The 17,851-nt window shown below is 60.2% G+C and carries 11 protein-coding genes and 1 pseudogene; 7 read left to right on the top strand and 5 right to left on the bottom strand.

The genetic code is table 11. From position 1 onward, the window contains the following. The first annotated feature begins 9 nt into the window (after positions 1-9). Entirely contained in the window at positions 10-705 is a 696-nt protein-coding gene (gene urtE, locus C0V97_RS06495) for an urea ABC transporter ATP-binding subunit UrtE (protein ID WP_127101815.1), read from the top strand. Between the two features lie 62 nt (positions 706-767). On the opposite strand, the gene C0V97_RS06490 is transcribed toward urtE, so the two are convergent. The 5 genes and pseudogenes from C0V97_RS06490 to C0V97_RS06470 form a co-directional block, all read right to left on the bottom strand. Continuing rightward, positions 768-1,808 carry a methionine synthase gene (locus C0V97_RS06490; RefSeq protein ID WP_127101814.1) on the bottom strand — a complete coding sequence of 347 codons (1,041 nt, stop codon included), beginning with the start codon at positions 1,806-1,808 and terminating at the stop codon, positions 768-770. 44 nt (positions 1,809-1,852) lie between these two features. Then, positions 1,853-2,836, bottom strand: a complete 984-nt coding sequence (locus C0V97_RS06485) for a putative oxygenase MesX (protein WP_127101813.1) — start codon at positions 2,834-2,836, stop codon at positions 1,853-1,855. A gap of 316 nt (positions 2,837-3,152) precedes the next feature. After that, positions 3,153-4,104: pseudogene (locus tag C0V97_RS06480) on the bottom strand (bifunctional enoyl-CoA hydratase/phosphate acetyltransferase). A 276-nt stretch (positions 4,105-4,380) separates the two neighbouring features. After that, positions 4,381-8,133, bottom strand: coding sequence for a pyruvate:ferredoxin (flavodoxin) oxidoreductase (gene nifJ, locus C0V97_RS06475; RefSeq protein WP_233582012.1), 3,753 nt, complete (start codon positions 8,131-8,133; stop codon positions 4,381-4,383). A gap of 21 nt (positions 8,134-8,154) precedes the next feature. Beyond that, entirely contained in the window at positions 8,155-9,918 is a 1,764-nt protein-coding gene (locus tag C0V97_RS06470; protein ID WP_127101812.1) for an NAD(P)-binding protein, read from the bottom strand. A 302-nt stretch (positions 9,919-10,220) separates the two neighbouring features. Between C0V97_RS06470 and frc the strand changes: the two genes are divergently transcribed. From frc to C0V97_RS06440, 6 genes are all read left to right on the top strand, one after another. Beyond that, entirely contained in the window at positions 10,221-11,531 is a 1,311-nt protein-coding gene (frc, locus tag C0V97_RS06465) for a formyl-CoA transferase (protein WP_127101811.1), read from the top strand. Positions 11,532-11,639: 108 nt separating this feature from the next. Then, entirely contained in the window at positions 11,640-13,361 is a 1,722-nt protein-coding gene (oxc, locus tag C0V97_RS06460) for an oxalyl-CoA decarboxylase (RefSeq protein WP_127101810.1), read from the top strand. Between the two features lie 8 nt (positions 13,362-13,369). Continuing rightward, positions 13,370-14,563, top strand: a complete 1,194-nt coding sequence (gene yfdE / locus C0V97_RS06455; protein ID WP_127101809.1) for a CoA:oxalate CoA-transferase — start codon at positions 13,370-13,372, stop codon at positions 14,561-14,563. Beyond that, entirely contained in the window at positions 14,560-15,282 is a 723-nt protein-coding gene (locus tag C0V97_RS06450; RefSeq protein ID WP_127101808.1) for a YoaK family protein, read from the top strand. The genes yfdE and C0V97_RS06450 overlap by 4 nt, the downstream gene beginning before the upstream one ends. A gap of 104 nt (positions 15,283-15,386) precedes the next feature. Further along, positions 15,387-15,674 carry a GNAT family N-acetyltransferase gene (locus C0V97_RS06445; protein WP_127101807.1) on the top strand — a complete coding sequence of 96 codons (288 nt, stop codon included), beginning with the start codon at positions 15,387-15,389 and terminating at the stop codon, positions 15,672-15,674. Between the two features lie 204 nt (positions 15,675-15,878). Then, positions 15,879-17,732: a hypothetical protein gene (locus tag C0V97_RS06440; protein ID WP_127101806.1), complete on the top strand. Its 1,854-nt coding sequence runs from the start codon at positions 15,879-15,881 to the stop codon at positions 17,730-17,732. Positions 17,733-17,851: the final 119 nt, after the last annotated feature.

The following is a 17,851-nucleotide window of genomic DNA, read 5'->3' as shown; positions in this document are numbered from 1 at the left end:
GGATCAGTCATGCTGAATGTCGATCAGATCGAATTGCATTACGGTGCTGCGATCGCCCTGCGCGGTGTCTCGCTCAAGGCCGAGCCCGGATCGGTCACCTGTCTGTTGGGGCGCAACGGCGTGGGCAAGACGAGCACCCTGCGCGCCGTGACCGGCATGCATGCGGTCTCCTCCGGTTGCATCACCTGGGAGGGCGAGGACATCACCGCGCTGCCTGCCTATGAGCGGGCACGACGGGGAATTGCGACGGTTCCACAGGGACGTGACATCTTCCCGCTCATGACAGTACGTGAAAACCTTGAAACCGGGCTTGCCTTGCTGCCACGCGGCGAGAGACGCCTGCCGGAGGAGATTTTCGATCTCTTTCCAGTGCTGGGAAAGATGATGACACGGCGCGGCGGCGATCTCTCGGGCGGTCAGCAACAGCAGCTTGCAATTGCGCGCGCACTCGTCATCAAGCCCCGTCTTCTGGTGCTGGATGAGCCTACCGAGGGTATTCAACCCAGCATCATCAAGGATATCGGCCGGGTGATCGACGCCCTGCGTCGGCGGGGCGATATGGCGATCCTGCTCGTGGAACAGTATTTCGATTTCGCCTTCGAACTCGCACAGCAGATTGTGGTGCTCGATCGCGGGCGCGTGGTCGTGTCCGGTGCCGCGGCGACGCTGGAAGCCGAAGAGGTCCGGCGCTACGTGGCTATCTGAAAGCACCTCCTCGAAAGGCCGGGCTTTCGGTTGCTCGAAAAGCCCGACCGAGGGGAGCGGGTTCAGGCTGCATGGTTCCCTGTCAGTTCGGCGCGCACCAGCGCCGCACCGGCGCTCAGAGCCTTCAGCTTACCGCGCGCCACATCGCGCGGCAAAGGCGCCATGCCGCAATTGGTGCTCGGATACAGCTTGTCGGCATCGACAAAGCGCAGGGCATTGCGCAGGGTCCTCGCCACCTCCTCAGCGGTTTCGACGCTCCTGCTGGCAACGTCGATCGCCCCCACCATCACCTTCTTGCCGCGGATAAGCTCGATCAGATCCATCGGCACGCGGGAGTTATGGCACTCGAGCGACACCATATCGAGATGCGAGCGCTGCAGTCTCGGGAAGATCGCCTCATACTGACGCCATTCCGAGCCAAGGCTCTCCTTCCAGTCGGTATTGGCCTCGATCCCGTAGCCGTAGCAGATATGCACGGCGGTTTCGCAGGTCAGACCTGCGCTTGCTCGCTCCAGCGCGGCGATACCCCAGTCGTTTACTTCATCGAAGAACACGTTGAAGGCAGGTTCATCGAACTGGATGATATCCACCCCTGCCGCGGCCAGCTCCCGGGCCTCTTGATTGAGAATTCCGGCAAATTCCCAGGCAAGTTTCTCGCGGCTCTTGTAGTGGTTGTCGTACAGGGTATCGACCATCGTCATGGGACCGGGGAGCGCCCATTTGATCGGCTTGCGCGTCTGCTTACGCAGGAATCTGGCATCGTCGACAAAAACCGGTCTGGATCGGGATACCGCATCGACCACGCTCGGCACGCTGGCATCGTATCGATCGCGTATCCGGACAGTCTCGCGCTTCTCGAAATCGACGCCGTTCAGATGTTCGATAAAGGTGGTCACGAAATGCTGGCGCGTCTGCTCGCCATCGCTGACGATATCGATCCCCGCGAGATCCTGCTCATGCAATGACAGAGAGAGCGCGTCCTGACGCCCTTCTGCCAGATCCTGATCCGCCAATCGCCAGGCTGACCAGAGTGTTTCGGGCTGGGCCAGCCAGGATGGCTTGGGCAGGCTACCCGCCGTGGAAGTAGGGAGGAATTTATTCATGGTCGAGGCCTTTGAATGAAGAGTCGCATTGCGAGTGGCAAAAATCAGGCGGTACAGGCCCCGGACCATTGCGCAAGGAGATCACGATAGGGCGTGACGAAATGCGTCTCGGCATATTTGCCCTGCTCGATCGCGAGCCTCGTGCGTTCCTCGCGATCATAGGTGATACGGGTCAGCGAGTGATCCTGAGCGCGCAGGCTGGGCTGATACCGCGCCGTCGCAACGGAGTTCGCGTTATAGATTTCAGGGCGATAGATTTTCTGGAAGGTTTCCATCGTGGCGATCGTGCCCATCAGTTCGAGATCGGTATAATCAGCCGTCAGATCGCCCTGGAAGTAGAATGCCAGCGGTGCCACTGCCTGAGGCGGCATGAAATACCGGACCCGCAGCCCCATCTGACCGAAATAATGATCGGTCAGAGACGGATCATGCTGGCTATATTCCACGCCCAGGACCGGATGGCGGTTTGGCGTCGCGATATAGGTCCTGTCGCTGGACACGCTCAGACATATCACCGGCGATTTATCGAAATTCTTCCGATAGATTTCCGATGCGAGGAAATTCCTGAAGATACGCCCATGCAGCACACCAAAATCATCCGGCACCGCAAACGCGGCCCGCTGCGCATTATGGGCAGGCAAGGCCACGCTGAAATCATAGTCACGCAGATAAGACGAGAAATTATTTCCGACGATGCCCCTGATCCGCCGGTCTTCCCGTCGATCCAGGATATCGATGTTGAGCATTTCGATGGCAGGAAAGCGCGCTTGGGTACCTCCTTCATCGATCAGAATTTCCGCTGAGATGATTTCGAGTGCGAGCCCATAGCGATCACCCGCCGGATTATCCCAATGCGCTGCTGCGTTGAAGCGGTTGTCGATCATGCGCAATACGCTGCGAAGATTCTCCTCGCGATTGGCGCCCCGTGCCAGATTGGCAAAGTTGGTGGTGATCCGGGTCTGATCAGAAGGACAATACCCGGTATCGAAGCGGGTTTTCCTGATGTCGAATGTGACGCTGGGCTGCATGTCGTTCTTTCCTCCCAAACCCGGTCGCGGTCCGGCCTCACTGAAACGAGACCTGAATGACCCGAAAGACCTGCGCTGCCCTGGCTGGTGATGTCGGGGAACCGGTTTTCAGGGCGCGTCCCGTTTATGCCTGCGCGCTATCGTGAGCGGAAATGATTTGTTCTGATCAATCCATGAGGAATCTTCATATTTCATGCGTGACGGCACAGCTCATCGTAATGAGTGAGAGGGCGGGGTCATCGTATAGCGTGTCATGCGTCAGCCACATCGGACAACGCGGGGTGAATGCCCTGCCTCGATTGCTGAGGCCGCATTCTCAGGCTTTCTGGTTCAAAAAGCGCGCATAGACGGCGCCCATGGCGGCGGAATCAAGCCGCGCCTCGATGGTATCGGCCCGGCTGGTGAGAAGAATGGGCACGCGCGCGCCCATCACGAGCCCTCCACAACGGGCCTCCCCCAGAAAACTGAGCGCCTTCACCGCGATATTGCCGGCCTCGAGATCGGGCATGACCAGAATCTGCGCGCCCCGCTACGGGCGACGTCAGACCCTTGATGCGTGCCGCCTCTGCATCAACCGCATTATCCATGGCCAGGGGACCATCCACGATGGCACCGGTTATCTCGCCGCGTTCCGCCATCTTGCTCAGACAGGCCGCGTCGAGCGTTCCCTGTATCCTGGGATTGAGCGTCTCGACCGCTGAGAGAATGGCGACACGCGGTGTTCCGAAACCCAGACCGTGATGCAGATCGACGGCATTCTGAATGATATGCCGTTTCGTCGTCAGATCGGGCGCAATATTGATGGCGGAATCTGTCAGAAAAAGCGGCTCTGCCCGGCCTCTGACCGCCATCATGAACACATGGCTCATACGCCGATCGGTTCTCAAACCGCTCTCCTGCGCGACGACCCCATGCATGAGCACATCCGTGTGCAGACTGCCCTTGGCCAGCCCGTGCACCGTCCCTTCATGAACCAAAGCGATAGCCGCGCTCACGGCCTCTTCGGGTGTAGCCGCCTCGACCACGCGATACGAAACAAGCGACAGCCCGGCCTCCTGAGCGGCCCTTTCCATCAGAACCCTGTTGCCCACGAGCACAGGCATCAGAATTCCCCGGCGCGCCGCCTCTATGGCCCCGGCAAGGGCGTGGGCTTCACAGGGCCACACAATGGCGTAGGGCACGGCGCCCGAAGCTCTGGCGCGTGCAATCAACGCATCGAAAGCCGTGTGCCGTGTATCTGACGCGCTATTGAGGCGTGTTTCTGTCATCGTCTTGTCTCTTGATCATGCCCGTGGGGAAACATCCCTGTCGTTCCCCGAATAAAGGGGGCGGGAAACGACGCGTGGAGGCCCCGCGGCCAATCTCGAGGGGAAGGGTGCCCCCAGGGGAAATCTGATGGGCCCGTGAGGCAGGGAAACAGCCCGAGCCACGGTGATTACGGCTCGCCCATCCTCTCCTGCCCAACGGGAGCAGCGCGTATCCCCTCAGAAAACGCCCCCATGCCGAGGGAGCGCGAAGGCCGCGCTCAGCTGAGCACACCTTCGTTACTCCACGTCCTCCCAGTGAGGCAGGAAGCGCCTGCCGTCGCGTTCCGCCATATCCTCATAGAGGCGATAACGTTCGAAGGCTGCGGCCTGAGCCTGATGCAACAGATGCTCTGCTTCTTCCAGCGCCGTGCGCGACAGGGTTTTGTAGCGCAGCTCGCGATAGGCATAGTCTTCGAAGGGTATCCGCGGACGCGGAGAGTCGAGTTGGAACGGATTGAGGCCCTCCTTGCGCATCGCCGGGTCAAAACGAAAGAGTGGCCAGTATCCTGACGCTACGGCGCGGGCCTGCTGCTTCATGCCATCACGCATATCGATGCCGTGAGCGATACATTGGGAGTAGGCGATGATGAGTGACGGCCCGTCATGGGCCTCTGCCTCACGTATGGCCGTCAGCGCCTGCTCTGGATCAGCGCCAATGGCGATCTGGGCCACATAGACATTCCCGTACGACACGGCCTGTAGGCCGAGATCCTTGCGCGGGGCTCTTTTACCAGCAGCGGCGAATTTGGCAGAAGCCCCGATCGGCGTTGCCTTGGATGACTGACCGCCTGTATTCGAATAAACCTCGGTATCGAGCACCAGAATATTCACGTTGCGATTCTGCGCCAGTACGTGATCGAGCCCCCCATAGCCGATATCATAGGCCCACCCGTCGCCACCGATGATCCAGACAGATCGACGTACGAGGTGGTCGGCCACGCTCAGCAGGGTTTCGGCCTCGCCCTGACGCGCCTCATCAGGCAAGGCTGCAAGCGTGCTCTTCAACGCCTTGACGCGCGCGCGCTGCAGCGAAAAATCCCATTCCGTCTCCTGAGGCGCATCCAGAAGAGCCCGGGCGAGATCGGGACCAATACGCGCTTTCAGTGTTTCTGTCAGCGCGCGGGCGAGCTCTGTCTGCTTGTCGATGGCCAGACGAAAGCCGAGACCGAACTCCGCATTATCCTCAAAGAGAGAGTTCGACCAGGCGACACCACGCCCCTCGGCGTTGGCTTTCCATGGGTGCGCCGGGGTATTGCCTGCGAAAATAGCCGAGCAGCCGGTGGCATTGGCAATCTGCATCCGGTCGCCGAATAGCTGCGAGACGAGTTTGAGATAGGGTGTCTCGCCACATCCCGCGCAGGCACCGCTGAACTCGAAAAGCGGCTCGAGAAACTGCACACCGCGCACGGTCGAGGGGTTGACCCTCATGCGCTCCAGCTCCGGAATGGTCTCAAAAAACCCGATATTCCGACGCTCATTTTGAAGCAGCGGCATCTTTTCGGCCATGTTGATGGCGCGTTCCTGCGTTTCGGGGTCGATGGCAGGGCAATTCTCCACGCAGACTGCACATCCCGTGCAATCCTCGACGTAGAATTGCAGCGTATAGCGTGTATCGGGATACCCTTTTGCATTGACCGGAGCCGATTTGAACGCCGCCGGTGCGTGATCGAGGCAGGTCGTCTCAAAGGTCTTGGCCCGAATGACGCTATGCGGACAGACGACGCTGCATTGCCCGCACTGGATGCAGCGCTCGGGTTCCCAGACCGGCACCTCGACGGCGATATTGCGCTTCTCGAAACGCGTTGTACCACCAGGGAACGTACCATCGGCCGGAATGGCGCTGACCGGAATCATCTCGCCACGCCCCGCCATGATCTCGGCCGTGACACGATGCACGAAATCAGGGGCGTCTTCCGGCACGAGAGGCGGCATGGCGCGCGTTCCCTCGGCGCGCTGCGGCACAGGCACCGCGTGCAGCGCCTCCACAGCGGCATCCACCGCAGCGTTGTTCAGCGCTACGATATTTCCGCCCTTGGCTCCATAGGATTTCTGAATGAACGCCTTGATGGCTGCGATGGCCTCTTCCTGAGGGAGAATGCCTGTCAGATGAAAAAAACAGGTCTGCAGGATCGTGTTGATCCTCGGGCCGAGCCCGATTTCCAGGGCGACACGCGAGGCGTCGATGACGTGAAAATGCAGCTTCCGGTCGATGATCTGATCCTGGACCTTGCGGGGCAGTTGCTCCCAGACGGTGTCCGGTCCGTAAGGGCTGTTGAGCAGGAAGATGCCCCCCTCATTGGCAGCCCCCAGCAGGTCGCGCCGAAAGAGGAATTCGAATTTATGGCAGGCGATGAAATCGGCATGACGGATCAGATAGGGGGCTGTGATGGGTGCCTTGCCAAAACGCAGATGAGACGCCGTCTCTGCCCCTGATTTATGGGAGTCGTAATCGAAATAGGCCTGGGCATAGCGCCCTTTCAGAGCGCCTATGATCTCGACACTGTTCTTGTTGGCACCCACCGTTCCATCTGCCCCCACGCCATAAAAGAGGCAACGCGTCGTGCCAGCAGGCTCGATATCGAACCCTTCATCGTACTCGAGACTCAGATGGGTAACGTCATCGATCAACCCGATGGTGAACGCGGCGCGCGGGGTCGGCTGGGCCAGTTCGTCGAATACAGCCCGCGCCATGCCGGGATGAAAGTCACGCGATGACAGGCCATAACGCCCACCGATCACCCGTGGCATATGCGGGAACTGCCCGGTCGCCACGGCCTCGGCGAGCACGCCCACGATATCGGCATGAAGCGGCTCCATAGGGGCGCCGGGTTCTTTAGTGCGGTCGAGCACGGCGATACGTTCGACCGTCTTTGGGAGTGCCTCCAGAAATGCCTTTGCATCGAAAGGGCGATAGAGCACGACTTGCAGCGCCCCCAGTTTGCGCTTCGTATCATGGGCGTTCAGCCAGAGTGCCGTTTCGCGTACGACTTCCGCACCGGACCCCATGGCGATCACCACATGGCGGGCATCGGGCGCACCCTCATAGCGGAACAGGCCGTATTGACGCCCCGTCAGGGCCGCGAACCGGTCCATCGCCGCCCTGACAATGCCGGGAGTACGCAGATAATAGGTGTTCACTGCCTCGCGGGTCTGGAAATAGGTATCCGGGTTCTGCCAGGTTCCCCGAATGAATGGCCTGTCGGGACTGAGGGCTCTCTCACGATGGGCGCGAACCTGATCTTCATCGATCATCGCGCGGATCTGCCCATCTGGCACGACATCAAGCGAGTTATACTCATGCGACGTGCGAAATCCGTCCGTGAAATGAATGAACGGCACACGGGATTCGAGGGTCGCAGCCTGGGCAATGATCGCCAGATCGTGCCCCTCCTGCACCGAGGCCGCACCGATTTGCGCGAAGCCGGTCTGACGCACCGCCATCAGATCCTGATGATCGCCGAAAATGGACGAGGTCCCTGCGGCGAGCGCGCGCGCTGCCACATGCACGACCGTCGAGGTCAGTTCGCCCGCAATCTTGTACAGATTGGGGATCATGAGCAGCAGGCCTTGTGAGGCGGTGAAGGTAGTTGTGAGCGCGCCGCTCTGGAGGGCGCCATGCACGCATCCTGCAGCACCGCCTTCCGCCTGCATCTCCTGCACGATAGGAACGTTGCCCCACAGATTTTTCAGCCCTGCACTGGCCCAGCTATCGGCGGTTTCGGCCATGGGCGACGACGGGGTGATGGGATAGATGGCGCAGATCTCGTTCACGCGATAGGCCACATGCACCACCGCGGAATTGCCATCGAGCGTGGTCAGTCTGGCCGAGGTCGAGGGCGCGCCCTGGCTTGACCCCGAAGCAGAAATCTTGCCCGTCACCTTGTCCGCTGGCGCGGCTGCCTCGTGACTTCTGCTGGGCGTCGTGTCTTGCGCGCCCATCTCCGCTGCCTTCCGATCGCGCGCTTCAGGGGCGGCTGTTTTCCTGCTCATTTTTCTGCCCTTTCGGCTCGTTCAGGCTCTGACCATGAATTTTGCGGGTGAAAGCGGTTCGCCGATTGCCCCGTCATCCGGGACCGCGCCCACAGGCTCGGGGCGCATGGCCAGAGCCGTACAGGGACATTGCTCGACACAATCGCCACATCCCGTGCACAGCGCTGCGGAGATGACGTAACCCCTACCCGGGCCAAGGCGCGTGATGGCCTGTTCCGAACAGGCTGCAAAACAGTTATCGCATTCATAACAATTTCCGCAGGAGAGGCACCGCCCAGCTTCGCGTCGGGCGGATTTTTCAACCAGCCCGGCTACGATCTCCTCAAACCCGGCGCGCTGTGCCGCGGGCAGTTCGGGGGGCTTTGCGCGCCCTGCCATCACGAGCAGGGGCATGTGCATCATATCGAAGGTCACGATCTCGGGCTTGTGCCTGACGGGCAGGCAAAGCCCGCTCAGATAGGCATCAATCGCGCGGGCCGCATGTTTGCCATGCCCGGTGGCGGTCGTCATCGTACGTGTCCCGGGAACGCAATCCCCCCCGGCGAAAACACCGCGATGTCCGGTCATGAAGGTCTCATCGACCCCGAGCACATCGCCGCGATCGATCACGATGTCCGTGAAACCCGCACAGAGCGAAAGGTCTGCGTGCTGGCCAATGGCCAGGATGACGGTATCGGCAGGGATACAGTCGATTTCCCCCGTTGGGGTGAGGCCATTATCCCTGTCGAGGCTGACGGCCTCAATCTCGACACCCTGTGCGCTGAAACGCCTGACAATGCTGCAATAGCGTATGGTCACGCCCTCGGCCTCGGCCGCCTCGCGCTCTTCGGTATGGGCGGGCATGTGATCGCGATCACGGCGATAGATCATGATCACCTCCTGCGCCCCGAGACGGCGCGCCGTTCGCGCGGCATCCATAGCGACATTGCCCCCACCAATCACGGCAACCACGCGCCCAAGGACGGGGCGTTTTCCCTCCCGAACCGCATGCAGAAGGTCGATTGCCTCCACGGCCTGACGCCCCTGCGCGACCGGAAGCGTCATGGTCAGGGCGCGCGAGGCACCAACCGCGACGAAGGCAGCATCGAATTTTCCCTCGTCCATCAGCCGGGACAGGTCATCGACCCGGCTGTTGCAGCGCAGCGTCACGCCGGGCATGGCCAGAACGCGGGCAATCTCGTCATCGAGCACCGCCATGGGCAGGCGATAGGCAGGAATGCCATATGCCATCATACCCCCCGGCCGTGGCGCGGCCTCCCTGATCTCGACGGCATGGCCCAGCAACGCGAGATGATAGGCGCAGGCAATACCCGCAGGCCCCGATCCGACCACGAGCACACGCCGGCCCGTCGCCGCGCCACACGACACTTTCCAACCGTTCTCGCGGGCCAGATCGCCGAGAAAACGCTCGACTTCGTGAATGGCGATGGGTTCATCCAGCCCGGCGCGGTTACACTGCCCCTCGCATGGGTGGTAGCAGGCCCGCCCATGAATGGCAGGAAGCGCATTTTCCTGCACCAGGAGACGCCAGGCCGCTTCGAAGGCCCCTTTTTCGGCATGGGCGAGCCAGCCCTGGATATTCTCCCCGGCTGGGCAGGCATGATTGCATGGCGGCATGAAGGACACATAACGGGGCAGTCGCGACCGGTGACTGCCGACACCGATCCGGGTTCTGACATGAAGCGCCTGATTGAGGTCTCGCAGCCTTTCGGTCATCGGGAAGCTTTCCTTGTTCTTTCGTTTTTCACTCGCCCGAATTTGAACGACAGCCAATCGAACGATCATCGAATCCCAAATGATGGAATTCGTTATTGCAAGAAGTGATCATATACTCTTATTGACGGTATTTTCATTGAGGCAAATCAACATCCTAATTCGACGCCGCGAATTCACGGAACACCCCCTTGCAAACCGCTCTTTGGGTAGAAGTTCCCTCGTAATATCATTTTTGAAATCAACATTTATTGTCATAGTTCATAGCCTGAACGCTATTCCCACGGACGTTTAGTTATCCATATCATCATGGGTCTTGAGTTGAATCTCCGAAGAACCAGACAAGAAAAAAGAAAGAACCAGGAGTCTCGATCATGAATGCAGTACAGGAAAACACGAAGCCCCTTAGCGGTATCAAGGTCATCGACTTCGGTGGCGTGCAATCCGTCCCGTCAGCAGCCCAGCTGCTCGCCTGGTACGGCGCAGATGTCATCAAGGTCGAGCGCACGGGCGTGGGCGATGTGACACGTCGTCAGCTACGGGATATCCCTGATGCGGATGCGCTTTATTTTACCATGCTGAACAGCAACAAGCGTTCCATAGAGTTGAATACAAAAACACCTGAAGGGCGTGAAGTATTCGAGAAGCTCCTGAAATGGGCCGACATCCTGCTGGAGAATTTCCGTCCTGGCGCCATGGACCGCATGGGTTTTGGCTGGGATGTCCTTCACGCGCTCAATCCGCGCCTGATCTATGGCACGGTCAAGGGCTTCGGTGAGGCCTCTCCGTGGTCGCATATCAGCGCCTATGAAAACGTGGCGCAATGTGCGGGTGGCGCTGCCTCCACCACCGGGTACTGGAACGGACTGCCCCATGTGGACGGTCAGGCGCCCGGCAACGCGAACGGCCCTCTGATTTCGGCCGCTGCGCTGGGTGACAGCAATACCGGCAACCATCTTCTGATCGGTGTTCTGACCGCCCTCTTTGCGCGTGAGCGCACTGGACGTGGTCAGAAGATCAGCGTCTCGATGCAGGACTCGGTGCTCAATCTCTGCCGCGTCAAGCTGCGTGATCAGCAGCGTCTGGAACGCGTGGGGCATCTGGAAGAATACCCGCAATATCCCGATGGAAAATTCGGCGATACGGTTCCGCGTGGTGCCAATGCCGGTGGCGGTGGCCAACCGGGCTGGATCCTGAAATGCAAGGGCTGGGAGACGGACGAGAACGCCTATATCTACTGCACCGTGCAGGAGCAGGACTGGGGCCCGACCTGTGAGGCTATCGGCAAGCCCGAATGGGCGACCGATCCCCACTACAGCACCACCAAGGCACGTGAGACCCATATGTTCGAGATCTTCGCCGCAATCGAAGCATCTCTGGCGGACAAGAACAAATACGAGGCGGTCGAGCATCTTTCCAAATATCGCGTACCCTGCGCCCCTGTGCTTTCGATGAAGGAAATCGCGGAGTCCAAGGATCTGCGCGATGCCGGGACGATCGTTGAGGTTCAGCAGCCAGTGCGCGGCTCGTTCCTGACCATCAATCCAATCAAGTTCAGCGAATTTACCCCGGACATCAAGGCTGCGCCGCTCCTGGGCCAGCATACGGACGAGATCCTGGGCGAGTTCGGCTACACGCCCGAGCAGATCGCTGATCTGCGCAAGAAGAAAGTCGTCTGCGCCTGACAGACGCCAGGGGATGCCCGATACGGGGCATCCCCTTCCCTTCCCCATAATCGCGCGCCCTCCCCTTCGTCCCGACGATACGGGAGGGCGATCGGGAGGATTTATTCCATGTCAGAAACAACATCATCGGCCGGGGTCGAGAATGGCCCAGCACAGACAGATGGTTTCCACCTCGTCATCGATGCGCTGCAGCTCAATGAGATCGAAACCCTTTATGGCGTCGTGGGCATTCCCATCACGGATCTGGCACGACTGGCGCAGGAAAAGGGCATGCGCTTCATCAGCTTTCGTCACGAGCAGCCATCGGGCCATGCGGCCTCGATCGCGGGTTATCTGACACGCAAGCCCGGCGTCTGCCTCACCACTTCGGCTCCCGGCTTTCTCAACGCGCTGCCGGCCCTCGCCAACGCCACCACCAATGGCTATCCCATGATCCTGATCAGCGGGTCGAGTGATCGTGCGATCGTGGATCTGCAACAAGGTGATTACGAGGAACTCGACCAGTTTACGGCGGCAAAGCCCTTCGCGAAGGCGGCCTATCGCGTCAATCGTGCCGAGGATATCGGCATTGCAGTCGCCCGCGCCTTGCGCGCCGCTGTTTCGGGCAAGCCGGGCGGCGTATACCTTGACCTGCCCTCCGCCGTGCTCAGCGAGACACTCGACGCAGAGACCGGGGCGCAGAGCCTGATCAAGGTGGTCGACCCGGCCAGCGCACAGCAACCTCTTCCAGAGGCGATCACCCGTGCGGCCGCCCTGTTGCAGAATGCCAGAACTCCGCTGATCATCCTTGGCAAGGGCGCGGCCTATGCACAGGCAGATGACGCCATTCGCAGCCTAATCGAGACCACCGCCATTCCCTTCCTGCCCATGTCAATGGCCAAGGGGTTGCTGCCCGATACGCATCCTGCCTCCGCTGCCACTGCGCGCTCGCTCGTGCTCGGCCAGGCCGATGTCGTCCTGCTGATCGGCGCGCGCCTGAACTGGATGCTGGGCCATGGCAAGCCGCCGCAATGGTCTCCTGCGGCCCAGTTCATCCAGATCGACGTGAACCCCGAGGAATTCGACAGCAACCGACCGATCGCCGCGCCGATTGCCGGCGATATCGGCACCTGCGTGGTGGCCCTTGGCGCGGCCCTGGAGAAGGCCGGGGTCAGGGCGCCCGCGGAATGGCTGGCGCGTATCGAAGACAAACGCCGCATCAATACCGAGAAGATGACGCAGCGCCTCGCCACCAAGACCACGCCCATGAATTTCTTCACTGCGATCGGGACCATCCGGTCGAAGCTGGAAGGGCGTGATTACGTACTGGTGAATGAGGGGGCAAACACGCTCGATATCACCCGCAATATCATCGACATGGACAAGCCACGCCGCCGCCTCGATCCGGGAAGCTGGGGAACGATGGGCGTCGGGCTCGGTTATGCCATCGGAGCCGCCATCACAACCGGCAAGCCCGTGGTCGCCATCGAGGGTGACAGCGCATTCGGCTTTAGCGGCATGGAGGTCGAAACCATCTGCCGTTACCGCCTGAATGTCGTGGTGATCGTGCTCAATAATGGCGGGATCTACCGGGGAGACGACATCAATCGTGGGGGCGGCAATGATCCCGGCGTCACCGTGCTCGAGGTCAATGGCCGTTATGAGAAGATCATCGAGGCCTTCGGGGGCAAAGGCTATTACGCCGACACGCCCGACAGCCTCGAAAAGGCGCTCGACACCGCCTTCGCCTCCGGGGGGCCTGCCATGATCACGGTCGCGATCGATCCTCATGTGGGCACGGAAAGCGGCCATCTGAGCAAGCTCAACCCGAAAACCGACGCGCGCAAGTGAGAACGACCATGTCCGCAGACAAGACACCCGCCCAGGTCCCTATGCATCGCGCGACAGGGCCGTTCGAGGGGCTGCTCGTCATCGATCTTACCCATGTGCTGAACGGCCCGTTTGGCACCACCATTCTCACGGATCTGGGTGCACGCACCATCAAGGTCGAGGCGCCCGGCCACGGTGACGACACGCGCACCTACGGCCCCTATGTGGGAGAGCGCTCGCTCTATTTCTCCTTCGTCAATCGCGGCAAGGAGAGCATCGTCCTCAACCTCAAGGACGAGCAGGATCGTGCCGTTTTTCTCGAAATGGTCAAACGCGCCGATGTGCTGTGCGAAAATTATCGTCCGGGTGTGATGGACCGGCTCGGATTCTCCTATGAGGCGCTCTCTGCACTCAATCCACGCCTCGTCTATGCGTCATCCTCCGGGTTCGGCCATACCGGACCGCTCGCCCATGCCCCGGCCTATGACACCATCGTCCAGGCCATGAGCGGCATGATGGAAGCGACCGGATTTCCGGATGGCCCTCCCACACGTGTCGGGGGCACCTCGCTCTCGGATCTCTGTGGAGGGACATTCATGTTCTGCGGCATTGCGAGCGCGCTTTATGCGCGTGAGCGCACCGGCAAGGGCGCGCATGTCGATGTGTCGATGTTCGATGGTACCTTCGCGTTCCTGCAACATGCACTCATGAACTGGTCGGCGACCGGTCAGGCGGGGCCACGCATCGGCAACCGCCACCCTTCCATGGCGCCATTCGACGTGTATCGTACAAAGGACAGCCATATCGTCATCTGCTGTGGCAATAATCATCTCTTCACCGAGCTTTGCGCCACACTGGGTATCGCCGGTATCGCCACGGACCCGCGTTTCATCGACAACAGCGACCGCATGACGAATCTCGATGCGCTCAAGAGCGTACTTGAGCAAGCCCTGATGCAACAGGATTCAGCCTATTGGCTGGAGGCGCTTGCAAAAGCGGGGGTTCCGGTTGGCCCGATGCTGAGCGTAGCCGAGGCAGCAGCCCTGCCCCAGACAGCGGCACGCAACATGGTGATCGATGCAGGCGGACTGAAAATGCCGGGCAATCCGGTCAAGATCAGCGGCTATGACGACCCGCTGGTACGCGCGGGCGCACCCGCGCTCGACGAGCACGCCACGTCGCTGCGTGCCGAGTTCGCACCACCGCAGAAGGCTCCCTCATGACCGATGTCCTGACACAGGGCGGCGGAGTGTCTGCCGCATCGGCCCGACCGGAAAAGGAGGTCTCTCTCGCCGTCCTGCTTCGACGGGTGATCTGCCTGACATTCGTCGTCTCCGTTGTCGAGGTGACGACCTATGTCGATGTCGGGGGAATCTACCCCGGCATCATGACCGGCAATACCGTGCAACTCGGCCGCGCGGTGGCCCTTCACCATTGGGCCAATGCAGGATCGATCGGCACGGCAATCGGGTTGTTTTTTCTGGGATGTATCGGGGCAAGCCTGATCAAGCGTTTCCTGAGCTGGCCCTATTGGGGGCTGCTGATCATGGCGGCAATTCTGGCCGTGGTGAGTTTCATTCGCCTCGTCCCTGATCTGCGCCTGAGTGTGGAACTGCCGCTGATCGCGCTTGCTCTGGGCATACAGGGGGAAACTCTGGCGAAATTTGGCGGTGTCTCGCTCCAGACGATCGTCGTCACCAACAACATCGTCAAATTCTCCGAGGCCTTCACGGGACGCTATCTCCTGAAGTGGTTGGGCCTGGTCCGTCCGACCGACAAGCGCCCGGCGCTGAAGGAGGTCGCTCTGCCAGCCTGTTCCTGGGTGACCTATGTGCTTTCCGCCATGGTGGGGGCGACCATTGGCCAGGTTTCGAGCCTTGGTCTTCTGCTTCCCGTCGTGGTGCTCGTTCTGACCGTGATCGATCTCCATAGGGATCTATGAACGGTGTACGCCTCCGCCCCTCCGGCGGGGGCTTTTCTAGCGCGGATCACGCTCCCAACCCGCCAGCGTAGCCTATTCCGACCCGGCCCAACCATGGAGTGACAATGCCCCCGATTACTGACAACACAGCAATGCACCGCTTCGAAATGACGCAGGACGGGGCGACAGCCTTTATCACCTATCTGTGGCATGGCACGGTGCTGGTGTTGCTGCACACCGAAGTCCCCGCGATCTTCAGGGGCAAGGGTATCGGGCGCGCCCTGGTCTGCGGCGTGCTGGAGCGGCTCGTCGAGGCGCAAAACGTGGTCGACATTCGATGCGCGTTCATACGCCATATCCTGCATGAAAATTCGGCACTCGCGACACGCCTGACACGCATCAGCTCCTCCTGACCGTGGATCCCTGCACTGGAGCAGGATCGCCCTGGTCAGCGGCACTGCGGTTGAGGATCTGGAAATGATCGCAGTGATCACAACAAGTGTCAGACTTCAAATGATAAAAACGACGATGCTTTTACCTGATATGGGGGGGCCATTCCGGGAGTAACCTGGACAATAAAAAGAAGAAGGTAAGGCCCTGTGCGAGAGCGGATTAGTTTGGCCGTCCGGATCCCCCTGATAGCAGCCGGGCTCGGCTTTGCGATTTCCCTGCCTGTTCCTGCCTTCGCCGCGAGCGATGACGAAGAGCTTACGCTCATCCGGGACCAGATACGCGCCCTCGAAAAACGGGTCATGGCCATCGAGCAGCGCAAACAGACACGCAATGGCATCAAGAAGAGCGGCAAAATCCTGCGCCAAACGGGGCATGGCAACACTCCAGATCTCGCCACCGCGACATCTGTGGGCTCGCCCCCTTCTGCCGGTCAGCCTTTCAGCGCTCCCGCGACGGGACTGGCCTCCGCATCGCATACCGGTGTCCCGGCGTCGTCCCGGAGCAAGGGTAACTTCGCGCATAAGGGGCAGCATGGCGGGTCCGACGTCCAACTGGCCGATAATCGATCGGCGAGCGAGGCAGGGCAGAACAGACCCTCATCCATCGATCTGAGTTCCTCGAGCCCGCTTGCCATTACCCAGACCTCGGTCGATCGCCTGCCGCCAATTTTCAGCATCGGGGATATTTCGGTGCGTCTGAGCGGATTTGTGGATCTGTCCAATGTCTGGCGAGACTCAACCGTGACCAGTGGCCCCGCCACGGCATGGAATACCTTCCCGTATGCCAATAGTCCCAATCATGGTCTGAGCGAGGAGCGTCTCTCGGCGCAGTTGACCCGCCTTTCCACGCTGCTTGAAGCCAACCCCACGCGGGATATCCGTCTGCAAGCCTATATCGAGTCCGATTTCGGAGGCTCGGCCGGCACGACCAACTCGGTGCAGGTAAGCGGATATACGCCCAGATTGAGACAGGGTTATTTCACCTTCACCAAGAAGGATTGGGGCTTTCACGTGCTCATGGGTCAGGCATGGAGCCTAGCCACAAATTATCAGAAGGGCATGCAGCCCAGAAACGAGCAGCTCCCGGCGGTGGTCGATAACAACCAGATACCCGGCATCACCTATACCCGCGTTCCCCAGATCCGGATTGGCAAGGACTGGAACCAGAAATACTGGCTGGCCCTGTCCGTGGAAGACCCTCAGGCCACGGTCGCCTATTCATCCGATATCGCCTCGGGAGGCCGGCTTCCGGCCCTCGCGGGATACAAGGAAGGGCCACGCGTTTTCTACAGCAATCCCGGTGGCCTGCTGCTGAACCCCAATACGCAATACAGCGATAATCCGGTCCCTGATATGGTGGTCAAGGGCGCTGTGGACACGTCTCTAGGGCATTATGAAGTATTTGGTCTTGGCCGCTGGTTCCGCTCCGTCGTCCAATCACCGGACTCCGTCGGCAGCCACAAGGAAACCAAATTCGGTGGCGGCGTCGGCGCAGGCGTCACGGCGCCCTTCTTCACGCCGGACTTGCAGATTACAGGCAATATTATCGCCGGTCAGGGTATTGGACGCTACGGAGCCTCGCAGTTGCCCGACGCAACGTTCAACGGACGCGGCGCCCTGTCCCCCATCCCACAGATCCGCGGTGCTTTGGGCTTCATCGGACATCCTGATCCCTCCGTGCTCGTCTATCTCTATGGCGGTGTCGAGGCGAATACCCGTCGTTCCTATCTTGCTGGCGATGGTCGGCAATATGGCTATGGGGTGACCGACCAGAACCTCTCGGGATGCTCCGTCGCCTTTGGCACCTGCACAGCGCAAACCCGAACCCTCGCCTCCATGACGGCAGGCGGCTGGTGGCACTTCCTCGATGGCAGCTACGGCAGTCTGATGGGTGGCGTACAGTATACATACATCCGCAAATTTGCCTTCCGTGGCAATGACGGCAAAGGAAATTCCGTCTATCCCACCACTTTCGGCAATACGGTGTATGCGACCTTCAGATATCTCCCGTTCCAGTAAAGGAAACCTCGACCTCATAATTCTCGCCCCCCGCATTACGTTACAATGGTAGAATGAGAGACATTCCGCTCGACTGTGCTCATTCTACAACATGACGGTTCTTTCCGAAGTCACGCCGT

The organism is Asaia sp. W19, from assembly GCF_003994335.1.
Lineage (GTDB): Bacteria > Pseudomonadota > Alphaproteobacteria > Acetobacterales > Acetobacteraceae > Asaia.
The sequence above is the reverse complement of the archived record's forward strand: the minus strand, read 5'-3'. Positions and strand labels throughout refer to the sequence as shown.

Bases quoted from the DNA above. Each gene is read 5' to 3' on its own strand.
- urtE (WP_127101815.1), top strand. From the start codon at position 10: ATGCTGAATGTCGATCAGATCGAATTGCATTACGGTGCTGCGATCGCC.
- C0V97_RS06485 (WP_127101813.1), bottom strand. From the start codon at position 2,836: ATGCAGCCCAGCGTCACATTCGACATCAGGAAAACCCGCTTCGATACC.
- C0V97_RS06470 (WP_127101812.1), bottom strand. From the start codon at position 9,918: ATGATCGTTCGATTGGCTGTCGTTCAAATTCGGGCGAGTGAAAAACGA.
- frc (WP_127101811.1), top strand. From the start codon at position 10,221: ATGAATGCAGTACAGGAAAACACGAAGCCCCTTAGCGGTATCAAGGTC.
- nifJ (WP_233582012.1), bottom strand. From the start codon at position 8,133: ATGAGCAGGAAAACAGCCGCCCCTGAAGCGCGCGATCGGAAGGCAGCG.
- yfdE (WP_127101809.1), top strand. From the start codon at position 13,370: ATGTCCGCAGACAAGACACCCGCCCAGGTCCCTATGCATCGCGCGACA.
- C0V97_RS06445 (WP_127101807.1), top strand. From the start codon at position 15,387: ATGCCCCCGATTACTGACAACACAGCAATGCACCGCTTCGAAATGACG.
- C0V97_RS06450 (WP_127101808.1), top strand. From the start codon at position 14,560: ATGACCGATGTCCTGACACAGGGCGGCGGAGTGTCTGCCGCATCGGCC.
- oxc (WP_127101810.1), top strand. From the start codon at position 11,640: ATGTCAGAAACAACATCATCGGCCGGGGTCGAGAATGGCCCAGCACAG.
- C0V97_RS06490 (WP_127101814.1), bottom strand. From the start codon at position 1,808: ATGAATAAATTCCTCCCTACTTCCACGGCGGGTAGCCTGCCCAAGCCA.